General features: G+C 70.6%; 13 protein-coding genes. 3 read left to right on the top strand and 10 right to left on the bottom strand.

Features of this window, described 5'->3' with window-relative positions; genetic code table 11:
• The 4 genes from alaS to D8M34_RS03375 all read right to left on the bottom strand — a co-directional run.
• Positions 1 to 2,607: alanine--tRNA ligase (gene alaS / locus D8M34_RS03390; RefSeq protein WP_126893154.1), on the bottom strand; the 2,607-nt coding region annotated here is incomplete at its 3' end.
• Positions 2,608 to 2,662: 55 nt separating this feature from the next.
• On the bottom strand, positions 2,663 to 2,851 hold the full coding sequence (locus D8M34_RS03385) for a hypothetical protein (RefSeq protein ID WP_025103513.1): 189 nt from the start codon (positions 2,849 to 2,851) through the stop codon (positions 2,663 to 2,665).
• Positions 2,852 to 2,961: 110 nt separating this feature from the next.
• A complete protein-coding gene (rpsD, locus tag D8M34_RS03380) occupies positions 2,962 to 3,591 on the bottom strand; it encodes a 30S ribosomal protein S4 (RefSeq protein WP_025103514.1) in 630 nt (209 codons plus the stop codon).
• A gap of 181 nt (positions 3,592 to 3,772) precedes the next feature.
• Positions 3,773 to 5,137, bottom strand: coding sequence for a replication-associated recombination protein A (locus D8M34_RS03375; RefSeq protein ID WP_085607570.1), 1,365 nt, complete (start codon positions 5,135 to 5,137; stop codon positions 3,773 to 3,775).
• 100 nt (positions 5,138 to 5,237) lie between these two features.
• On the opposite strand from D8M34_RS03375, the gene D8M34_RS03370 reads away from it, so the two are divergent.
• Positions 5,238 to 5,540, top strand: coding sequence for a hypothetical protein (locus D8M34_RS03370; RefSeq protein WP_085607572.1), 303 nt, complete (start codon positions 5,238 to 5,240; stop codon positions 5,538 to 5,540).
• A gap of 15 nt (positions 5,541 to 5,555) precedes the next feature.
• On the opposite strand, the gene D8M34_RS03365 is transcribed toward D8M34_RS03370, so the two are convergent.
• Positions 5,556 to 6,308: a winged helix-turn-helix domain-containing protein gene (locus D8M34_RS03365; protein ID WP_126893153.1), complete on the bottom strand. Its 753-nt coding sequence runs from the start codon at positions 6,306 to 6,308 to the stop codon at positions 5,556 to 5,558.
• Positions 6,305 to 8,095 (bottom strand): NAD(P)/FAD-dependent oxidoreductase, encoded by a 1,791-nt coding sequence (locus D8M34_RS03360; protein ID WP_126893152.1) that lies wholly within the window; start codon positions 8,093 to 8,095, stop codon positions 6,305 to 6,307. Before D8M34_RS03360 ends, D8M34_RS03365 begins: the two co-directional genes overlap by 4 nt.
• 278 nt (positions 8,096 to 8,373) lie before the next feature.
• On the opposite strand from D8M34_RS03360, the gene D8M34_RS03355 reads away from it, so the two are divergent.
• Together D8M34_RS03355 and D8M34_RS03350 are read left to right on the top strand one after the other, a co-directional pair.
• Positions 8,374 to 9,726, top strand: coding sequence for a DUF349 domain-containing protein (locus tag D8M34_RS03355; RefSeq protein WP_025103519.1), 1,353 nt, complete (start codon positions 8,374 to 8,376; stop codon positions 9,724 to 9,726).
• A 59-nt stretch (positions 9,727 to 9,785) separates the two neighbouring features.
• Positions 9,786 to 10,334, top strand: coding sequence for a hypothetical protein (locus D8M34_RS03350; protein ID WP_126893151.1), 549 nt, complete (start codon positions 9,786 to 9,788; stop codon positions 10,332 to 10,334).
• Here the strand turns inward: D8M34_RS03350 and D8M34_RS03345 are convergent.
• The 4 genes from D8M34_RS03345 to D8M34_RS03330 form a co-directional block, all read right to left on the bottom strand.
• Complete coding sequence (locus D8M34_RS03345; RefSeq protein ID WP_025103521.1) at positions 10,321 to 12,573, bottom strand: RelA/SpoT family protein; 2,253 nt, start codon at positions 12,571 to 12,573, stop codon at positions 10,321 to 10,323. The genes D8M34_RS03350 and D8M34_RS03345 overlap by 14 nt on opposite strands.
• Before the next feature lie 65 nt (positions 12,574 to 12,638).
• Positions 12,639 to 13,628 carry a protein translocase subunit SecF gene (gene secF / locus D8M34_RS03340; protein WP_025103522.1) on the bottom strand — a complete coding sequence of 330 codons (990 nt, stop codon included), beginning with the start codon at positions 13,626 to 13,628 and terminating at the stop codon, positions 12,639 to 12,641.
• On the bottom strand, positions 13,628 to 15,358 hold the full coding sequence (secD, locus tag D8M34_RS03335) for a protein translocase subunit SecD (protein WP_126893150.1): 1,731 nt from the start codon (positions 15,356 to 15,358) through the stop codon (positions 13,628 to 13,630). The genes secF and secD overlap by 1 nt, the downstream gene beginning before the upstream one ends.
• Positions 15,359 to 15,413: 55 nt before the next feature.
• Positions 15,414 to 15,815 carry a preprotein translocase subunit YajC gene (locus tag D8M34_RS03330; protein ID WP_308195758.1) on the bottom strand — a complete coding sequence of 134 codons (402 nt, stop codon included), beginning with the start codon at positions 15,813 to 15,815 and terminating at the stop codon, positions 15,414 to 15,416.
• Positions 15,816 to 15,874 lie beyond the last annotated feature (59 nt).

Genomic DNA, 15,874 nt, shown 5'->3' with positions numbered 1-15,874 from the left:
CGCGTCGGTGCCGCCGCCCTGGGCGACGTCGTCACGCCCACCGCCGCCTCCGCCGAGCACACCGGCGGCGCGCTTCGCGAGCGCACCCGCCTTCGCACCGGCACTGCGCGCAGCCTCGTTCGTGGCGACGACGACGACGGGGCGACCGTTGACGACCGCACCGAGCGCGACGACCGCGGGATCGGAACCCAGCCGGTCGCGCACGCCGTTGACGAGCTCGCGGACATCGTCCGCGGAGGCCACATCGCCCAGCGTCTGCGCCGCCACGCGGAAGTCTCCGACGCGCGTCGCGGCCTCGGCGATGGCGGGAATGCGCCCCGCCCGCTCCTTCGCCTCGAACTGCGCGATGCGCTTCTCCGCGGCCTTGAGGCTTGCGGCGAGATCGGCGATCCGCTCAGGGAGCTGCTCGCGCGGGGTCTTCAGGGAGGCGGTGAGCTGCGACACGAGAGCCCGCTCCGCCGCGAGCTCACGGAACGCATCCGCGCCGACGAGAGCCTCGATCCGGCGGTTGGAAGCGCCGACCGACGACTCCCCCACCACGCTGACCAGGCCGATCTCCGCGCTGGTCGACACGTGCGTGCCGGCGCAGAGCTCGCGCGACCACGGGCCGCCGATGTCGACCATCCGCACGACGTCGCCGTACTTCTCGCCGAAGAGCGCCATGGCGCCGGCTTCCTTGGCCTCGTCGAGCGTCACGATGCGGGTGGTCACCTCGAGGGCGTCCTGCACGGCGCGGTTCGTGATCTCCTCGATCTCCGTGCGGGTGTCCGTCGACAGCGCCTGCGACCAGGCGAAGTCGAATCGCATGTACCCGGCGCGGTTGAGCGACCCGGACTGCGTGGCCGTCGGACCGAGCGTGTCGCGGAGGGCGGCGTGCACGAGGTGGGTGGCGGAATGCGCCTGGCGGGCGGCGCGGCGGTTGGCGGCGTCGACGATCGTCGTCGCGATGTCGTCGACCGCGACCGTGCCGCGGGAGACCTCGACCGTGTGGCTGATCAGCCCGGGGACCGGACGCTGCACGTCGAGCACCTCGAGCTCGTAGCCCGGGCCCACGATGGTGCCCTTGTCGGCGACCTGGCCGCCGGACTCGGCGTACAGCGTCGTCTCGGCGAGCACCACCTCGGCGATCTGGCCCTCGGCGGCGCTGCGCACCGGCGCGCCGTCGACGAGCAGGCCGAGCACACGCGACTCCACCTCGAGGGCCGTGTAGCCGTCGAAGCCCGTCTCGCCCAGCGCGCGCAGGTCGCGGTACACCGAGACATCCGCGAGCTGGCGCTTGCGGTTGCGGGCGTCGTCCTTCGCGCGCTGACGCTGCTCCTGCATGAGGGAGTCGAACGCGGCGCGGTCCACATCCAGCCCGGCCTCTTCGGCGACCTCCAGGGTGAGGTCGATCGGGAAGCCGTAGGTGTCGTGCAGCAGGAACGCCTCGGAACCGCTGAGGGTCTTCCCGCCGCCCTTCTTCGTCTCGTCGAGCGCGAGGTCGAGGATGGTCGATCCCTGCGCCAGGGTGCGCCGGAAGGTCTCCTCCTCGGCGAAGGCCGCCGAGGAGAGCACGGACCAGTCCCGCTCCAGCTCCGGGTACGCCGACTTCATCGCGTCGCGGGAGGCGGCGAACAGCTCGGGGAACGCGGGGTCGTCGACACCGAGGAGCCGCATGGCGCGCACGGTCCGGCGCATGAGGCGCCGCAGGATGTAGCCGCGGCCCTCGTTCGACGGACGCACGCCATCGGAGAGGAGCATGAGCGAGGAGCGCACGTGATCCGCGATCACCCGGAAGCGGACGTCGTCCTCGTGGACCGCCCCATAGCGGCGGCCGGAGAGCTCGACGGCGCGGTCGAGCACCGGACGCACCTGGTCGGTCTCGTACATGTTCTCGACGCCCTGCTTGAGGAACGCGACGCGCTCCAGTCCCATGCCGGTGTCGATGTTCTTCATCGGCAGCTCACCGACGATGTCGAACTCGGTCTTGCCGCGGATGTTCTCGATGAAGTCCTGCATGAACACGAGGTTCCAGATCTCCAGGAACCGCGAGTCGTCGACAGCGGGGCCGCCGTCCTTGCCGTAGGCCGGGCCGCGGTCGAAGAAGATCTCTGAGTCAGGGCCACCGGGACCGGGCTGGCCGGTGTTCCAGTAGTTGTCCGCGCGGCCGAGGCGCTGGATGCGCTCCGGCTTGAGTCCGATGATGTCGCGCCAGATCGCCTCGGCCTCGTCGTCGGTCTCGTAGACGGTGACCCAGAGATCCTTCTCGTCGAAGCCGAGGCCGCCGTCGGCCTCCGAGCTCGTGAGCAGCTCCCAGGCGTAGCGGATCGCGCCTTCCTTGAAGTAGTCGCCGAACGACCAGTTGCCGAGCATCTGGAAGAACGTGCCGTGACGCGCGGTGCGCCCGACCTCCTCGATGTCGTTGGTCCGGATGCACTTCTGCAGGTCGGCGATGCGCGGATGCGGCGCCGGGACCACGCCCGTGAGGTACGGGATCATCGGGACCATGCCGGCGACCGTGAACAGCAGCGAGGGGTCGTCGCTGACCAGGGATGCCGAGGGGACGATGAGGTGGTCGTTCTTCTCGAAGTAGGAGAGGTAGCGCTGCGCGATTTCCGCAGTTTTCATAGGAGTGCCGGATGTCCTTGCGTGAGGGGGCGCGCCGAGGCGCAGATGCGGGGGGTCAGTTCTCGCCCGGCTCGGTCAGCCGAGCCTCCTGCGCGCGATACGCGTCGCTGAGGATCGCGGCGAGGCCGTTGAGGCGGGCGTCGACGTCGGCCAGGATGTCGTGGCCCCGCGGGTCCTTGTTCATGAAGTGAGCCGCGACGAAGCCGCCGATCACGCCGATCAGGAACCACAGCACATTCTTCATGTCGTCATCCTTGCCCTAGAGCCGCGAAGGCGCGGTCTCTCCATCGTAGGCGGAAACGACAGGAGGCGTCGGGAACCCCGACGCCTCCTGCCTGATGCTCTTCCGCTGGATCAGCGGGCCGCGTAGTACTCGACGACGAGCTGCACTTCACAGGTCACGGGGACCTCGGCGCGCTTCGGACGACGGACCAGACGGGCCTGGAGCTTGTCGAGCTCGACCTCGAGGTAACCCGGAACGGCCGGCAGGACCTCGGCGTGACCGCCGGCGGCCGCCACCTGGAAGGGCTCGAGGCCCTCGCTCTTGGGCTTGACGTGGATGAGCTGACCCGGCTTCACGCGGAACGACGGGCGGTCGACGAGCTGGCCGTCGACGAGGATGTGACGGTGCACGACGAGCTGGCGCGCCTGTGCCGTGGTGCGGGCGAAGCCCGAACGCAGGACGAGGGCGTCGAGACGCATCTCGAGGAGCTCGACGAGGTTCTCACCGGTCAGGCCGTCCTGACGACGGGCCTCGTTGAACGCGATGCGCAGCTGCTTCTCGCGGATGCCGTACTGCTCGCGCAGACGCTGCTTCTCACGCAGACGGACGGCGTAGTCGCTGTCGGCCTTGCGCTTGGTGCGGCCGTGCTCACCCGGAGCGTAGGGACGCTTCTCGAGGTAGCGGGCGGCCTTGGGGGTGAGGGCCACGCCGAGGGCGCGGCTGAGACGCACCTTGCGGCGGTCCTGGGACTTCGTGACCACGAAGTTATCCTTCCGATGACGTGGACGTGGATTTCACGTCCGACGGACGTATCACCGCGTTCTGCCTCGGGGCGCACGCCGGGGTGCCGTCGAGGTGGGGTGTGAACGAGGAGATGCCCGAAAACTCGGTTTCGAGCCGCTCAAGTCTAACAGACGGCGGCAGACGCCCGAGGTCGTCGGCTCACCGGTCGCCGAGGATGCGCCGGATGCGCTCCAGCCGTGCGCTGATGTCGCGCTCCGCGCCGAGGTTCTTCGGCTCGTAGTAGTGCCGCCCGTCGAGCTCGTCCGGCAGGTACTGCTGCGGCACGATCCCGAACTCGCTGTCGTGCGCGTAGCGGTAGCCACGGCCGTGCCCGAGGCGCTTCGCCCCGGGGTAGTGCGCGTCGCGGAGGTGAAGGGGCACGCGCCCGAATCCCCCCGCGCGGATGTCGGCGATGGCGGCGTCGATGCCGACGTAGGCCGCGTTCGACTTCGCGGTCGTCGCCAGATACACGGTGGCCTCGGCGAGCGGGATGCGCCCCTCCGGCATCCCGATGAAGGCCACCGCGTCGGCCGCGGCCACGGCGATGCCGAGGGCCTGGGGGTCGGCGAGCCCCACGTCTTCGGAGGCGGAGATGACGAGCCGACGGGCGATGAACCGCGGGTCCTCCCCTGCCTCGATCATGCGGGCGAGGTAGTGCAGCGCGGCGTCCGGGTCGGAACCGCGGATCGACTTGATGAAGGCGCTGATGACGTCGTAGTGCTCGTCGCCCTGGCGGTCGTAACGGAGCAGGGCCTTGTCGACGGCCTGTGCCACGTCGTCGGCGGTGACCTCCGGGACGGCCGTCTCCCGGTCTTCGCCGTCGTCGTCGGCCTCGGAGGCGGCGGCGTGCGAGAGCGCCACGGCAGCGGCGGCCTCCAGTCCGGTGAGGGCACGACGGGCGTCCCCCGACGCGAGGCGGATGAGCGCCGACCGCGCCTCATCGCTGAGCGCGACCGTACCGGAGAGTCCGCGGGCATCCGACACCGCGCGGTCCACGAGCACCCCGATGTCGTCATCGGTGAGCGGCTGCAGCGTGAGCAGCAGCGACCGGGACAGCAGCGGCGAGATCACCGAGAACGAGGGGTTCTCCGTAGTCGCGGCGATGAGGATGACCCACCCGTTCTCCACGCCGGGCAGCAGCGCGTCCTGCTGGGCCTTGGTGAAGCGGTGGATCTCATCGAGGAAGAGGATCGTCGTCTGCCCGTAGAGATCGCGCTGGGTGATCGCCTCCTGCATGACCTCCCGCACATCCTTGACGCCGGCGGTGATGGCCGAGAGCTCGACGAACCGGCGGCCGGACGAGCGGGCGATGGCCTGCGCGAGCGTGGTCTTCCCGGTGCCCGGCGGACCCCAGAGGATGATCGACACCGCGCCGGGCGAGCTGGCCTCCGGGTCGGCGAGAGCCACGATGGGCGACCCGGCCCGCAGCAGGTGGCGCTGCCCCGCGACCTCGTCCAGCGACACCGGGCGCATGCGCACGGCGAGCGGTGTCTGCCCGGAGAGCAGGGCGGAGGGAGAGGACATTCCTCCAGGCTAACGGCGGCCGGGGACACGAGGCGAGGCCGGGCCCCCGGTAGGCTCTCAGGCGACGTCGTGGACCGGCGTCGGACGGGAGAGACAGGGCATGGCCGCACGCGGTTCCAAGAAGGCGCAGGCACGCACCGAGGCGGAGCGCGCTCGGCTGCACACCGCCCGCACCCGCTGGCACCAGGATCAGATCCGCCGTCGCACCCGCGACAACGCCATCGCGATCACGGTCGGCGCCCTCATCGTCGTGGGCGCGATCGTCAGCCAGGTCGTGCATGCGCAGGTGACCGCTCCGGAACCGACGCCCACGCCGTCGCCGACCTCGTCGATCGCTCCCTCCCCGACCCCGAGCGATGCGCCCAGCCCGGTGCCGACGGCTTCCGAGACACCGACGGAGTGAGGCCCTCCGGCGTGGTCAGTCCTCGTCGAGGACGGCGAGCCGGTACCCGCGCTTGACCACGGTCTGCACGAGGTCCCCGTCGCCGAGGGCGTCCCGCAACCGCGCCACCGCGACCTCGACCGCACGGGCGCTGCGTCGACCGCCGGGCAGCACCTGGCCGATCTCCGCCCTGGTGAGCACGCGCCCGTCGGCGATGAACAGGGCCTCGAGGATGCTGACCGCGCCGCGGGAGAGCGGGACGAAGCCTCCGTCGATCAGCGCACCTCCGCTGCGCACCGCCAGGCGCCCCACCGCCGTCCGTCGCTCGAGGGCCCCATACGTGAGCGGGGCGAGAGCGCTCCGGGCGAGGTCGTCCGCGGTGGGCCCGCACGACGTCGATGCGGGCAGGCCGCTCTCCGCCAATCGCGCGGTCGCGGCGGCGTCGGTCGTGGCGAGCAGCAGGCGGGACGTGCGCGACCGTTCGCGGATGGCGTCGAGCATGCCCAGTCGTTCCACGGTGGCGAGCCACCCGGGCAGGGCCTCCGCCACGGGGAACAGCACCGCGTCCACCTGACCGGACGCGATCCGGTACAGCGTCCGCTTGGTGCCGGCCGGGATCGCGTGGTCCGCCCGGGGCGGGGTGATCCGGACGACATCCGAGCCGGTCGCAGCGAGGATCCGCAGAAGAGTGTCGACGTCGACCGGCTCCGGGCGCACCGGCCGCGGCACCTCGACCACCACGACGCGGCAGCCGACGAGCGCCGGAGCAGGACGCGGGGGCGCACTCATGCGGAGCCCTCCGCCGACCTCGCAGTACCGGCGCGTCGCCGTGTCCGTGGCGGGTGCCGGACGACGCCGATCGGGCCTCCGGGCCGCGCGAGGTCCGCCCCGCCGATCAGGGTCTCCGGAACGACGGCGCCGGCGCTCCGCAGGTCCGCGAGTGCGTCCGGTATGTCCTCCGCCCGGAGCCCGCTGACGGCGAGGAGCCCTCGATCGATCCGTACCGTCGCCTTGCGTCGTGCCGCGAGACGACCCACGACGAGGAGCAGCGTCCCGTCGGACTCGGCGCCGACGCGCACCTCCAGGACGGGAGCCGCCGTCGTCCCGCGGAGACGCACCTCGGAGCGAAGGCTTCCGCGGTCGCCGGGCCGTACGCCGACGTTCACCTCGGCGCGCCCCTGCAGCGCGAGCGCGAGACGGCGGAGGCAGGGGCCGCAGCCGCGGCTCTCGACCGCACCGTCCAGAGCCTCCGCGACGGTTCGGATTCCGCGGTCCGCGAGCTCCGCTGTCAGCACCTCCAGCGGCGAGCACCGCAGCCCATGTGCGCAGGCCTCCGCACCGTCCGCGGCCACGGCGGCGGCCAGGAGCGCCCGCGCCGCCCCCTGACCGTCGAGCGACCCGGGCGCGAGACCAGCGAGCGAGGCATCCGCCGACGCGCCGATGACCGTCACGCGATGCACCACGCGGGCATCCTCGGAGAGCACGACCTCCCCGAACACGCGGTCTCCCCCGCTCGGAAGAGGGATGTCGACGGTCGGCCCGTCACCGTCCGGGAGACGCAGGGTCACGACCTCGATACCGCCGGGACTCCCGCGCCATCCGTTTCCCGCGGGGCTCGCGATCCGAGCGCCGAGCAGGGCGGCCGCCGCTCGATCCGCGGACGCCAGGGCCGCCTCCGTGCCGCCGGATGCCGGGTCCGCGGCGACGTCGCCGATCGCGAGGACGCGCGGGTCGGACGTCCGCCCGTCCGCGTCCACGAGGACACCGCCGCCCGGCCGCGTGGGGAGCCCGGCGTTCCGTGCCAGCTCATCCCGTGCCCGCGCACCCGTCGTCAGGATGAGGTCGGTCCGTGCGAACGTGCCGTCCTGGAACTCCACGGCCGTCACCGCGCCCGTCGCGTCGGGGTCGACGCGGGTCACCCGCGTCCGCGTCCGGACCGCGATACCGCGCGCCTCGACGATCCCGCGGAGTGCGCTCGCCCCGGGAACCGTGAGGTGTGCGGGCAGCAGGCGGTCCGCGGTGTCCACGATCGTCGTCTGCACCCCGGCGTCGTGCAGCGCGCATGCGGCGTCCACTCCGCTCTCGTCGCCGCCGACGACGACCGCGCGCAGCGCCCGCGGCATCTCCGTCGCACGGACGGCGAGGAACGCACGCAGCATGTGCGCGTCCTCCATCGTGCGCAGGACGAACGACCCCCGGGCACGGATCCCCGGCACGTCGAGCCGCTGGGCGTGGGTGCCGGTCGCGAGGACGAGCGCGTCGTAGTCGTACCACCGGTGCGACCGCGTCCGCACGCGGTGCCCTCCCCTGTCGATCCGCAGGACCCGGTCGTCGTCGATGAGGCGGACGCGGTCGTCACGGAACGGCGCGCGATCGAGCTCGCCCGCCGGCGCCGGAGTGCCGCCGCCGATGCGCGCCACGACGGAGCGGTCGTAGGGCAGGCGCCCCTCGTCTCCGAACACGGTGATCCGCACGGCACGGTCCGGGTCCTCCAGCATCCGTGCGACGAAGCGGTGCGTCGCAGCCCCCGCCCCCACGACGACGATCTCCGCTGTGCGCGCTGCGTTGTCGTCCATGGAACTCCTGTCGACCTGGGGACTGTCGTGGTCGCGACGATAGGAGCGCCGTGTTACCCGCAGATGACGCGCAGTGTGTCCTGCATCGAACGTTCTGCTCACGAAACGGTAACGTCCCTCCCCGCGAGACCCCGCCTCGTCGCCGAGACCCCGCCTCGTTCGCGCACGAATCGCGGGGTCTCGGCGGGAAGACGGGGTCTCGCGGATCAGAGAGGGCGTACTAGGCTGAGCCTCGTCCTTTCCGCCTCCCGCGGCGTGACCGCGCAAGGAGAATCACCGTGTCTGCCAACGAGCCCGCGAAGCCGACCCCGCCCGTTCCCACCCCGCCCGCCGTGCCGATGCCGCGGAAGACGCCGACTCCGGCCGCCGTCGCCCCGGCCGCCGCGAAGCCGACTCCGGTCTCGTCCGCCGGCGAATGGGGCCGTGTCTCCGAAGACGGCACCGTCGAGGTGCGCGAGGGTGAGTCCTGGCGCGTCGTCGGTCAGTACCCGGACGGCACCCCCGACGAGGCCCTGGCCTACTTCGTCCGCAAGTACGACGACATCGCCTTCAAGGTCGTCGCCCTGGAGCAGCGCCACCAGGCCGGCGGCGCCTCCGCGAGCGACCTGTCGAAGCAGGCCGCGCACCTCATCGACGAGGCCACGGACGCCGCGGCCGTCGGCGACCTCGCCGGTCTCCGTGATCGTCTCACCGCGCTGACCGCGTCGCTGTCCGAGGCCACGGCCCAGGAGGCACAGCAGGCGAAGGAGCTCGTCGAGCAGGCCGTCGCCGAGCGCACCGCCCTCGTCGAGCGTGCCGAGGCCATCGCCGCCCGCGACCTGAGCAAGGTGCAGTGGAAGCAGGTCACCGCCGAGCTCAACGAGCTGTTCGAGGCCTGGCAGGCGCAGCAGCAGAACGGTCCGCGCCTGTCCAAGGGCGTCTCGCAGCAGCTCTGGAAGCGGTTCCGCGACGCCAGGGCCGTCGTCGACAAGCACCGCCGGGCGTTCTACTCCGAGCTCGACGATGCGCACAAGGCCGCGCGCGACGCGAAGTCCCGACTGGTCGAACGGGCCGAGGCCCTGGCGCCGCGCGGCGTCGACGGCATCCCCGCCTACCGCTCCCTCCTCGACGAGTGGAAGACGGCCGGACGCGCCGGACGCAAGGCCGACGACGCCCTCTGGGCACGGTTCAAGGCCGCCGGCGACGCGCTCTACGCCGCCCGCGCCGAGCAGGCCGCCGCCGAGGAGGCCGACTCCGCTCCCAAGATCGAGGCCCGGCAGGCGCTGCTCGAGCAGGCGAAGGCGGTCGCCGACGAGCCGAACATCAAGCGCGCCCGCGCCCTGCTCACGCGCATCCAGCGGGAGTGGGACGAGGTCGGCCGCATCTTCCCGCGCGACAAGGAGCGTGCGCTCGACGACAAGCTCCGCGTCATCGAGCAGGCGCTCAAGGCCCGCGAGGACGTCGACTGGAAGAAGAACAACCCGGAGACCAAGGCGCGAGCGAACGACATGAGCTCGCAGCTGCACGAAGCCATTGAGAAGCTGGAGGCCGAACTGGCCGCCGCCGAGAAGGCCGGTGACAGCAAGGCCGCCAAGGAGGCCGCGGACGCCCTCGAGGCCCGTCGCGCCTGGCTCAACGCCCTCGGCGGCTGAGCTCTCCACAGGTCCGGCCATCTCCGTCTGAGCGGGGTGCGCGACGCCACACTGGCGTCATGCACCCCGCTCTGCTCTATCTCCCCGGTTCGCGCCTCAGCCGGCCGGAACTCTGCGCCGCCCGTCTGGACGGTCATGTCGTCGAGATCGGCGACGCCTACATCCCCGCGGACCTGCCGGAGTCCGCCGACGTGCGGGCGAGCAGCATCGCCACGCTCATCCAGGACGGCGCTGCCGCCTGCGGGCCCAGTGCCGCCTGGATCCACGGCGCCCGCGACGAGCCGCCGGCCGTCCATCACGCGCGGCGCTGCGTCGAGCGGCGGGTGCGTCCGCGCGTGCACGCCAGAGTCGTCTTCCACGACACCAGACTTCCTCGGACGGACGTGCAGCTGCTCGGGGGGATCGCCGTCTCCACGCCCGTCCGGACGATGTGTGACCTGGCCACGAGTCTGCACCGGGACCCGCGGGTCCTCCCGTGGATGCAGGCGCTCGCTCAGGCCCACCCGGAAGCGCTCGACGACGCCATCGGCAGCCTGCGGACCCGGTCGCGCGTTCCGGGCAGCGTCAGCGGCCTCGCCGCACTGGAGCGGCTGGTCAGGAGGAGGTGACGCGGTACACGTCGTAGACCGCGTCGATCCGGCGCACCGCGTTCAGGACGCGGTCCAGGTGCACGGCGTCGCCCATCTCGAACACGAAGCGGCTCAGCGCCAGGCGCTCGTCGGTCGTCGACACGGTCGCCGAGAGGATGTTCACGTGATGCTCGCTGAGAACCCGCGTGACGTCCGAGAGGAGGCCGGAACGATCGAGGGCCTCGACCTGGATCTGCACCCGGAAGACGCTCTTCTTCGTCGGCGCCCAAGAGACCTCGACGAAGCGGTCCTGCTCGCCGCTGAGGGCCTTCACGTTCACGCAGTCCGCCCGGTGCACGGAGACGCCGCTCCCCCGGGTGACGAACCCGACGATGGGGTCGCCGGGGACGGGCGTGCAGCACTTCGCCAGCTTCACCAGGATGTCGTTCGCGCCGCGCACGAGCACGCCCGAGTCGCCACCCCGGGTCTCTCGGGTCTGGACGCTTCCCGGCAGGTCGATCGCCCCGGTGGTGGGCTCGTCGGTGGCGACGAGCGCGGTGACCTTCTCGAGCACCGACTGCGTCGAGACGTGCCCCTCGCCGACGGCGGCGTAGAGACCCGAGACGTCCTCGTAGTGCATCTGGTGGGCGACCTCGGTGAACGAGTCCTGGCTCATCAGACGCTGCAGCGGCAGGTTCTGCCGGCGCATCGCGCGCGCGATCGCCTCCTTGCCCTGCTCGATGGCCTCCTCGCGGCGCTCCTTCGTGAACCAGCCGCGGATCTTGTTCCTGGCTCGCGTGCTCTTGACGAAGCCGAGCCAATCCTGGCTGGGCCCCGCGTCCGGGTTCTTCGAGGTGAAGACCTCGACGACGTCGCCGCTCTTCAGCTCCGACTCCAGCGGCACCAGGCGTCCGTTGACCTTGGCGCCCATGGTGCGGTGCCCGATCTCGGTGTGCACGGCATAGGCGAAGTCGACCGGGGTGGCGCCGGCCGGGAGGCCGATCACCCGCCCCTTCGGCGTGAAGACGTAGACCTCCTTGGCGCCGATCTCGAACCGCAGGGAGTCGAGGAACTCCCCGGGGTCCGCGGTCTCGGCCTGCCAATCGGAGATGTGCGCCAGCCACGCCATGTCGGTGTCGGAGGCGCGGACCTCGGCCTTGCCGCCGCCGTTCATCCGCTCCTTGTACATCCAGTGCGCGGCGACGCCGTACTCCGCCTGGTGATGCATCTCGTGCGTGCGGATCTGGATCTCGACCGTCCGTCCGGCCGGGCCGATCACGGTCGTGTGCAGCGACTGGTAGAGGTTGAACTTCGGGGTGGCGATGTAGTCCTTGAACCGGCCGGGCAGCGGCGTCCAGCGGGCGTGGATGGCGCCGAGCACGGCGTAGCAGTCGCGCACGGAGGACACGAGGACCCGGATGCCGATCAGGTCGTAGATGTCGTCGAACTCGCGGCCGCGGATGACCATCTTCTGGTACACCGAGTACAGCTGCTTGGGCCGGCCGACGACCTTGCCGCGGATGCGCAGGTCGCGGAGGTCCTCGTCGATCTCCTCGATGACCTGGCTCAGGTACTTCTCCCGCTGCGGGGTGCGCTGGGCGATGAGGCTGTGGATCTCGTTGTAGATCTTCGGGTGGAGGACGGCGAAGGAGAGGTCTTCGAGCTCCGACTTGATCGCCTGGATACCGAGGCGATTGGCCAGCGGCGCGTAGATCTCGAGCGTCTCCTTGGCCTTCTTCGCCGCCTTCTCCGGCGGGACGAAGCCCCAGGTGCGGGCGTTGTGCAGCCGGTCGGCGAGCTTGATGAGCAGCACGCGGATGTCCTTCGACATCGCGACGATCATCTTGCGCACGGTCTCGGCCTGTGCGCTCTCGCCGTACTTGACCTTGTCGAGCTTGGTCACGCCGTCCACGAGCATCGCGACCTCGTCGCCGAACTCGGCGGTGAGATCGGTGAGCGCGTAGCCCGTGTCCTCGACGGTGTCGTGCAGCAGGGCGGCCGCGATCGCCCGCGGGCCGAGCCCGAGCTCCGCGAGGATCTGGGCGACGGCGAGCGGATGCGTGATGTACGGCTCGCCGCTCTGCCGCTTCTGTCCCTCGTGCTTCTCCTTCGCCACGGCATAGGCGCGGGAGATGACCGCGAAGTCGCCCTTGGGGTGGTTCGCCCTGACGGTGCGGATCAGGTTGTCGAGATCGTTGATCCGGGACGCACGCGAGAAGATGCGGGGCACCAGCCGTCGCAGACTCGAACCCTGCGATGCCGTCTGCGGCTCCGCCATCCACTCACCTCCGAATCAGACAATCCTACGCGCGCTGAGCGGGGGTCGGCCCCGCGGCGGGGGCGTCAGGCGTCGACAGCCGCTTTGCTCCGTGCCGCGCGGATACGCGCGTCGCGCTCCTTGATCTGCGGCTCGTTCTCGCGGAAGAGCGAGTACAGCGGCGCGGCCACGAAGAGCGTCGAGTACGTCGCCACGAGGATGCCCACGAAGATCGACAGCGAGATGTCGGTCAGCGTCTCCGCCCCGAGCCAGAAGGCGCCGATGAAGAGGATCGCACCGACTGGCAGCGCGGCCACCACGGACGTGTTGATCGAGCGGATGAGGGTCTGGTTCACCGCGAGGTTGACCGATTCCCCGAACAGCCGCGACGTCTTCTCCCCGTCCTCCGTCGTGTTCTCCCTGATCTTGTCGAACACCACGGTGGTGTCGTACAGGGAGTACGCGAGGATCGTCAGGAAGCCGATGACGGCCGCCGGCGAGATCTCGAATCCGGCGAGGGCGTACACGCCGACCGTGATCACGAGCACGTCGAGGAGACCGATGATCGCGGCCGCCGACATCTTCCACGTGCGGAAGTAGATCGCGAGGATCAGGAAGGTCAGTGCGAGGAAGATCGCCAGGCCCCAGAGCGACTGCCGGGTCACGCTCTCGCCCCAGGCCGGGCCGATGAACGAGGAGGCGACGGCGTCCGGCTCGACACCGTAGGCGTCGGCGAGGGCGCGCGCCACCTGCTGCGTCTCGCCCTCGGTCATCTGGTCGGTCTGCACGCGGACGTCCTGGTCGTTGACGATGACGACCTTGGTCGCCGCGCCGGGGACGACCGACTGCACCGCTTCGGTCGCGGTGTCCTGATCCGTGGTGTCCGGTGCGGTCACCGTGAACTGCGAGCCGCCGGTGAACTCGATCGAGAACTGGATCGGGCGGAACAGCGGCACGAGCGCGGAGCCGACGACCAGGGCGATCGCGATGATGAACCAGAGGCGGCGGCGCCCCACGAACGGGAAGGAGGTCTTGCCCGTGTAGAGATTGTTGCCGAACTCATTCATGGAAGGCATCAGTTGTCTCCCTCCCTTCCGGCCGTGGTCTGTCTCTCGGCGGCGAGGGCCTCCGCCCGCTTGCGCTCGGCGATGGTCTGCCGGCGGTCCGCCTCTCCGCGCGAACGCGCGTTCTTCGCCCCTCGCCCCGCGGACGCCGTGGCGACCTCGCGGTATTGCGAGCGGCTCCGGTACACGGCGCCCAGGGCCTCCGGATCCAGACCGGAGAGCTTGTGCCCGCCGCCGAAGAACCGCGTACGAGCGAGCAGCTGCATCACCGGGTGGGTGAAGATCACGAAGATCAGCACGTCGATCACGGTGGTGAGGCCGAGCGTGAACGCGAAGCCCTTCACCGTCGAGTCGGCGAGGATGTACAGCACCACCGCGGCCAGGACGTTGATCGACTTGGAGATGTAGATCGTCCGCTTCGCCCGACCCCAGCCGTCCTCGACGGCACCCGTGATCGACTTGCCGTCGCGCAGCTCATCGCGGATGCGCTCGAAGTAGACGATGAAGGAGTCGGCGGTGAAGCCGATGGACACGATCAGGCCCGCGACGCCGGCGAGCGACAGGCGGAAGCCGATCCGCCACGCCAGGATGCAGATGACGATGTAGGTCAGCACCGCCATCACCGCGATGGACGCGATGATCACCGTCCCGAGCGCCCGGTACGACAGCAGCGAGTACACCGCCACGAGCGCGAGGCCGATGAGGCCCGCGATGAGACCGATCTGGAGCTGCTGAGTGCCGAGGGTCGCGGAGATCGTGTCCGAGCTCTGCACCTCGAAGCTGAGCGGGAGAGCTCCGAACTTGAGCTGATCGGCCAGCGTCGTCGCGCTCTCCTGCGTGAAGCTGCCGGAGATGCTGGGGCGGCCGTCGAGGATGACGCCGTTCATGCGTGGCGCGCTGATGACCTCGCCGTCGAGCACGAAGGCGAACTGGTCGCGCGGCGACAGCCCGTCGATGCGGTTCTGGTTGAGCCGGGTGCTCACCTGGCCGAAGGCGTCCGCGCCGTCGCCGTTCATGGTGAGCTGCACGATCCAGGCGCCCGAGCGCGGGTCGCGTCCCGTCGTCGCGTCGGTGATCGCGCGGCCGTCGAGCTCCGCCGGGCCGAGGATGAACTTCGCGGTGTCGTCGGGCGAGCAGGCGATCACCGGCTCGTCCTTCGGCGCCTTGGACGGGTCGTTGGACGGGTTGGCGCAGTCGTACGCCTGGAACTCCGCCGCGAGCTTGTCCGTGACCCACGACAGGTCGCTGGCGTCGGTGGGCTCGGCCGTGGGCTCGGCGTTCAGCGAGGGGTCAGGGCTCGGGTACGGGGTGGAGTTGCCGTCCTCTCCGACGAACTCCGTGCTCGCGGCCGTGGTGTAGAGCACCGGACGGAACTCGAGCTGGGCGCTGGACTGGATCCGCTGCCGCGTCTGCTCGTCCGCCTCACCGGGGATCTGGACGACGATGTTGCGTCCGCCCTCGGTGGTGATGTCGGCCTCGGCCACACCGGAGGCGTCGACGCGCTGGCGGATGATCGCAGCGGCCTGGTCGAGCTGCTCCTGCGTCGGCGCTGCTCCGTCCTCCGTCTCGGCACTCAGGATGATCTGGGTGCCGCCCTGCAGGTCGAGCGCGAGCTCGGGTGTCCACGAGCTCTGCTTGAAGACGTACACACCCAGCGCGTTGATGCCGAAGAGCACGCCCGTCACGAGGAGCAGGCCGAGGAGGACCCGCCAGGCGTGACGGACAGGAGAGGATGAAGCCACGTGTGTTCAGCTTTCTGGAAGGACGGTGATCCGGGAGGCCGCGACGGCCTTCGTCTTACTTGTCGTCGGCGTCCCGCTCGAGGCGGGCGCGGGTCTCCTCGGGCGTCTCGACCGCGGGGGCGGCGGTCTCGTCGACGCTGTGATCGTCCACGCCGTCGACGGGCGCGTCGACGATGGCGTCCTTGGGCTCCACGATGCGGAGGATCGCCTGGCTGTGCACCTCGATCACGGTGCCGGGCGCGATCTCCACCAGGGCCGGGGAGTCGAGGTCTTCGGCGTCGTACGCGACGATGGTGCCGTAGATGCCGCCCTGCAGCAGGACCTTGGCGCCGGGAACCGTCTTGGTCGCCTTCTCCTCCTGCTCGGCCTTCATCTGCCGGGTGCGCTTGCGCGTGTTGAAGATCATGAAGATCAGCAGGACGGCGAGGAGTCCGAAGAGGACAAATTCCATGGGCATGGGGATGGCGCCTTTCTCAGGTGCACGCACCAGCCTTTGGGCGCACAGCGGTATCGGGG

This window comes from Microbacterium sp. HSID17254 (assembly GCF_003989315.1).
Taxonomy (GTDB): Bacteria; Actinomycetota; Actinomycetes; order Actinomycetales; family Microbacteriaceae; genus Microbacterium.
Note: the sequence above shows the minus strand (reverse complement) of the source record. Positions and strands in the feature narration are given on the sequence as shown.

Bases quoted from the DNA above. Each gene is read 5' to 3' on its own strand.
- D8M34_RS03385 (WP_025103513.1), bottom strand. From the start codon at position 2,851: ATGAAGAATGTGCTGTGGTTCCTGATCGGCGTGATCGGCGGCTTCGTC.
- D8M34_RS03375 (WP_085607570.1), bottom strand. From the start codon at position 5,137: ATGTCCTCTCCCTCCGCCCTGCTCTCCGGGCAGACACCGCTCGCCGTG.
- D8M34_RS03370 (WP_085607572.1), top strand. From the start codon at position 5,238: ATGGCCGCACGCGGTTCCAAGAAGGCGCAGGCACGCACCGAGGCGGAG.
- D8M34_RS03365 (WP_126893153.1), bottom strand. From the start codon at position 6,308: ATGAGTGCGCCCCCGCGTCCTGCTCCGGCGCTCGTCGGCTGCCGCGTC.
- D8M34_RS03360 (WP_126893152.1), bottom strand. From the start codon at position 8,095: ATGGACGACAACGCAGCGCGCACAGCGGAGATCGTCGTCGTGGGGGCG.
- D8M34_RS03350 (WP_126893151.1), top strand. From the start codon at position 9,786: ATGCACCCCGCTCTGCTCTATCTCCCCGGTTCGCGCCTCAGCCGGCCG.
- D8M34_RS03345 (WP_025103521.1), bottom strand. From the start codon at position 12,573: ATGGCGGAGCCGCAGACGGCATCGCAGGGTTCGAGTCTGCGACGGCTG.
- secF (WP_025103522.1), bottom strand. From the start codon at position 13,628: ATGCCTTCCATGAATGAGTTCGGCAACAATCTCTACACGGGCAAGACC.
- D8M34_RS03330 (WP_308195758.1), bottom strand. From the start codon at position 15,815: ATGCCCATGGAATTTGTCCTCTTCGGACTCCTCGCCGTCCTGCTGATC.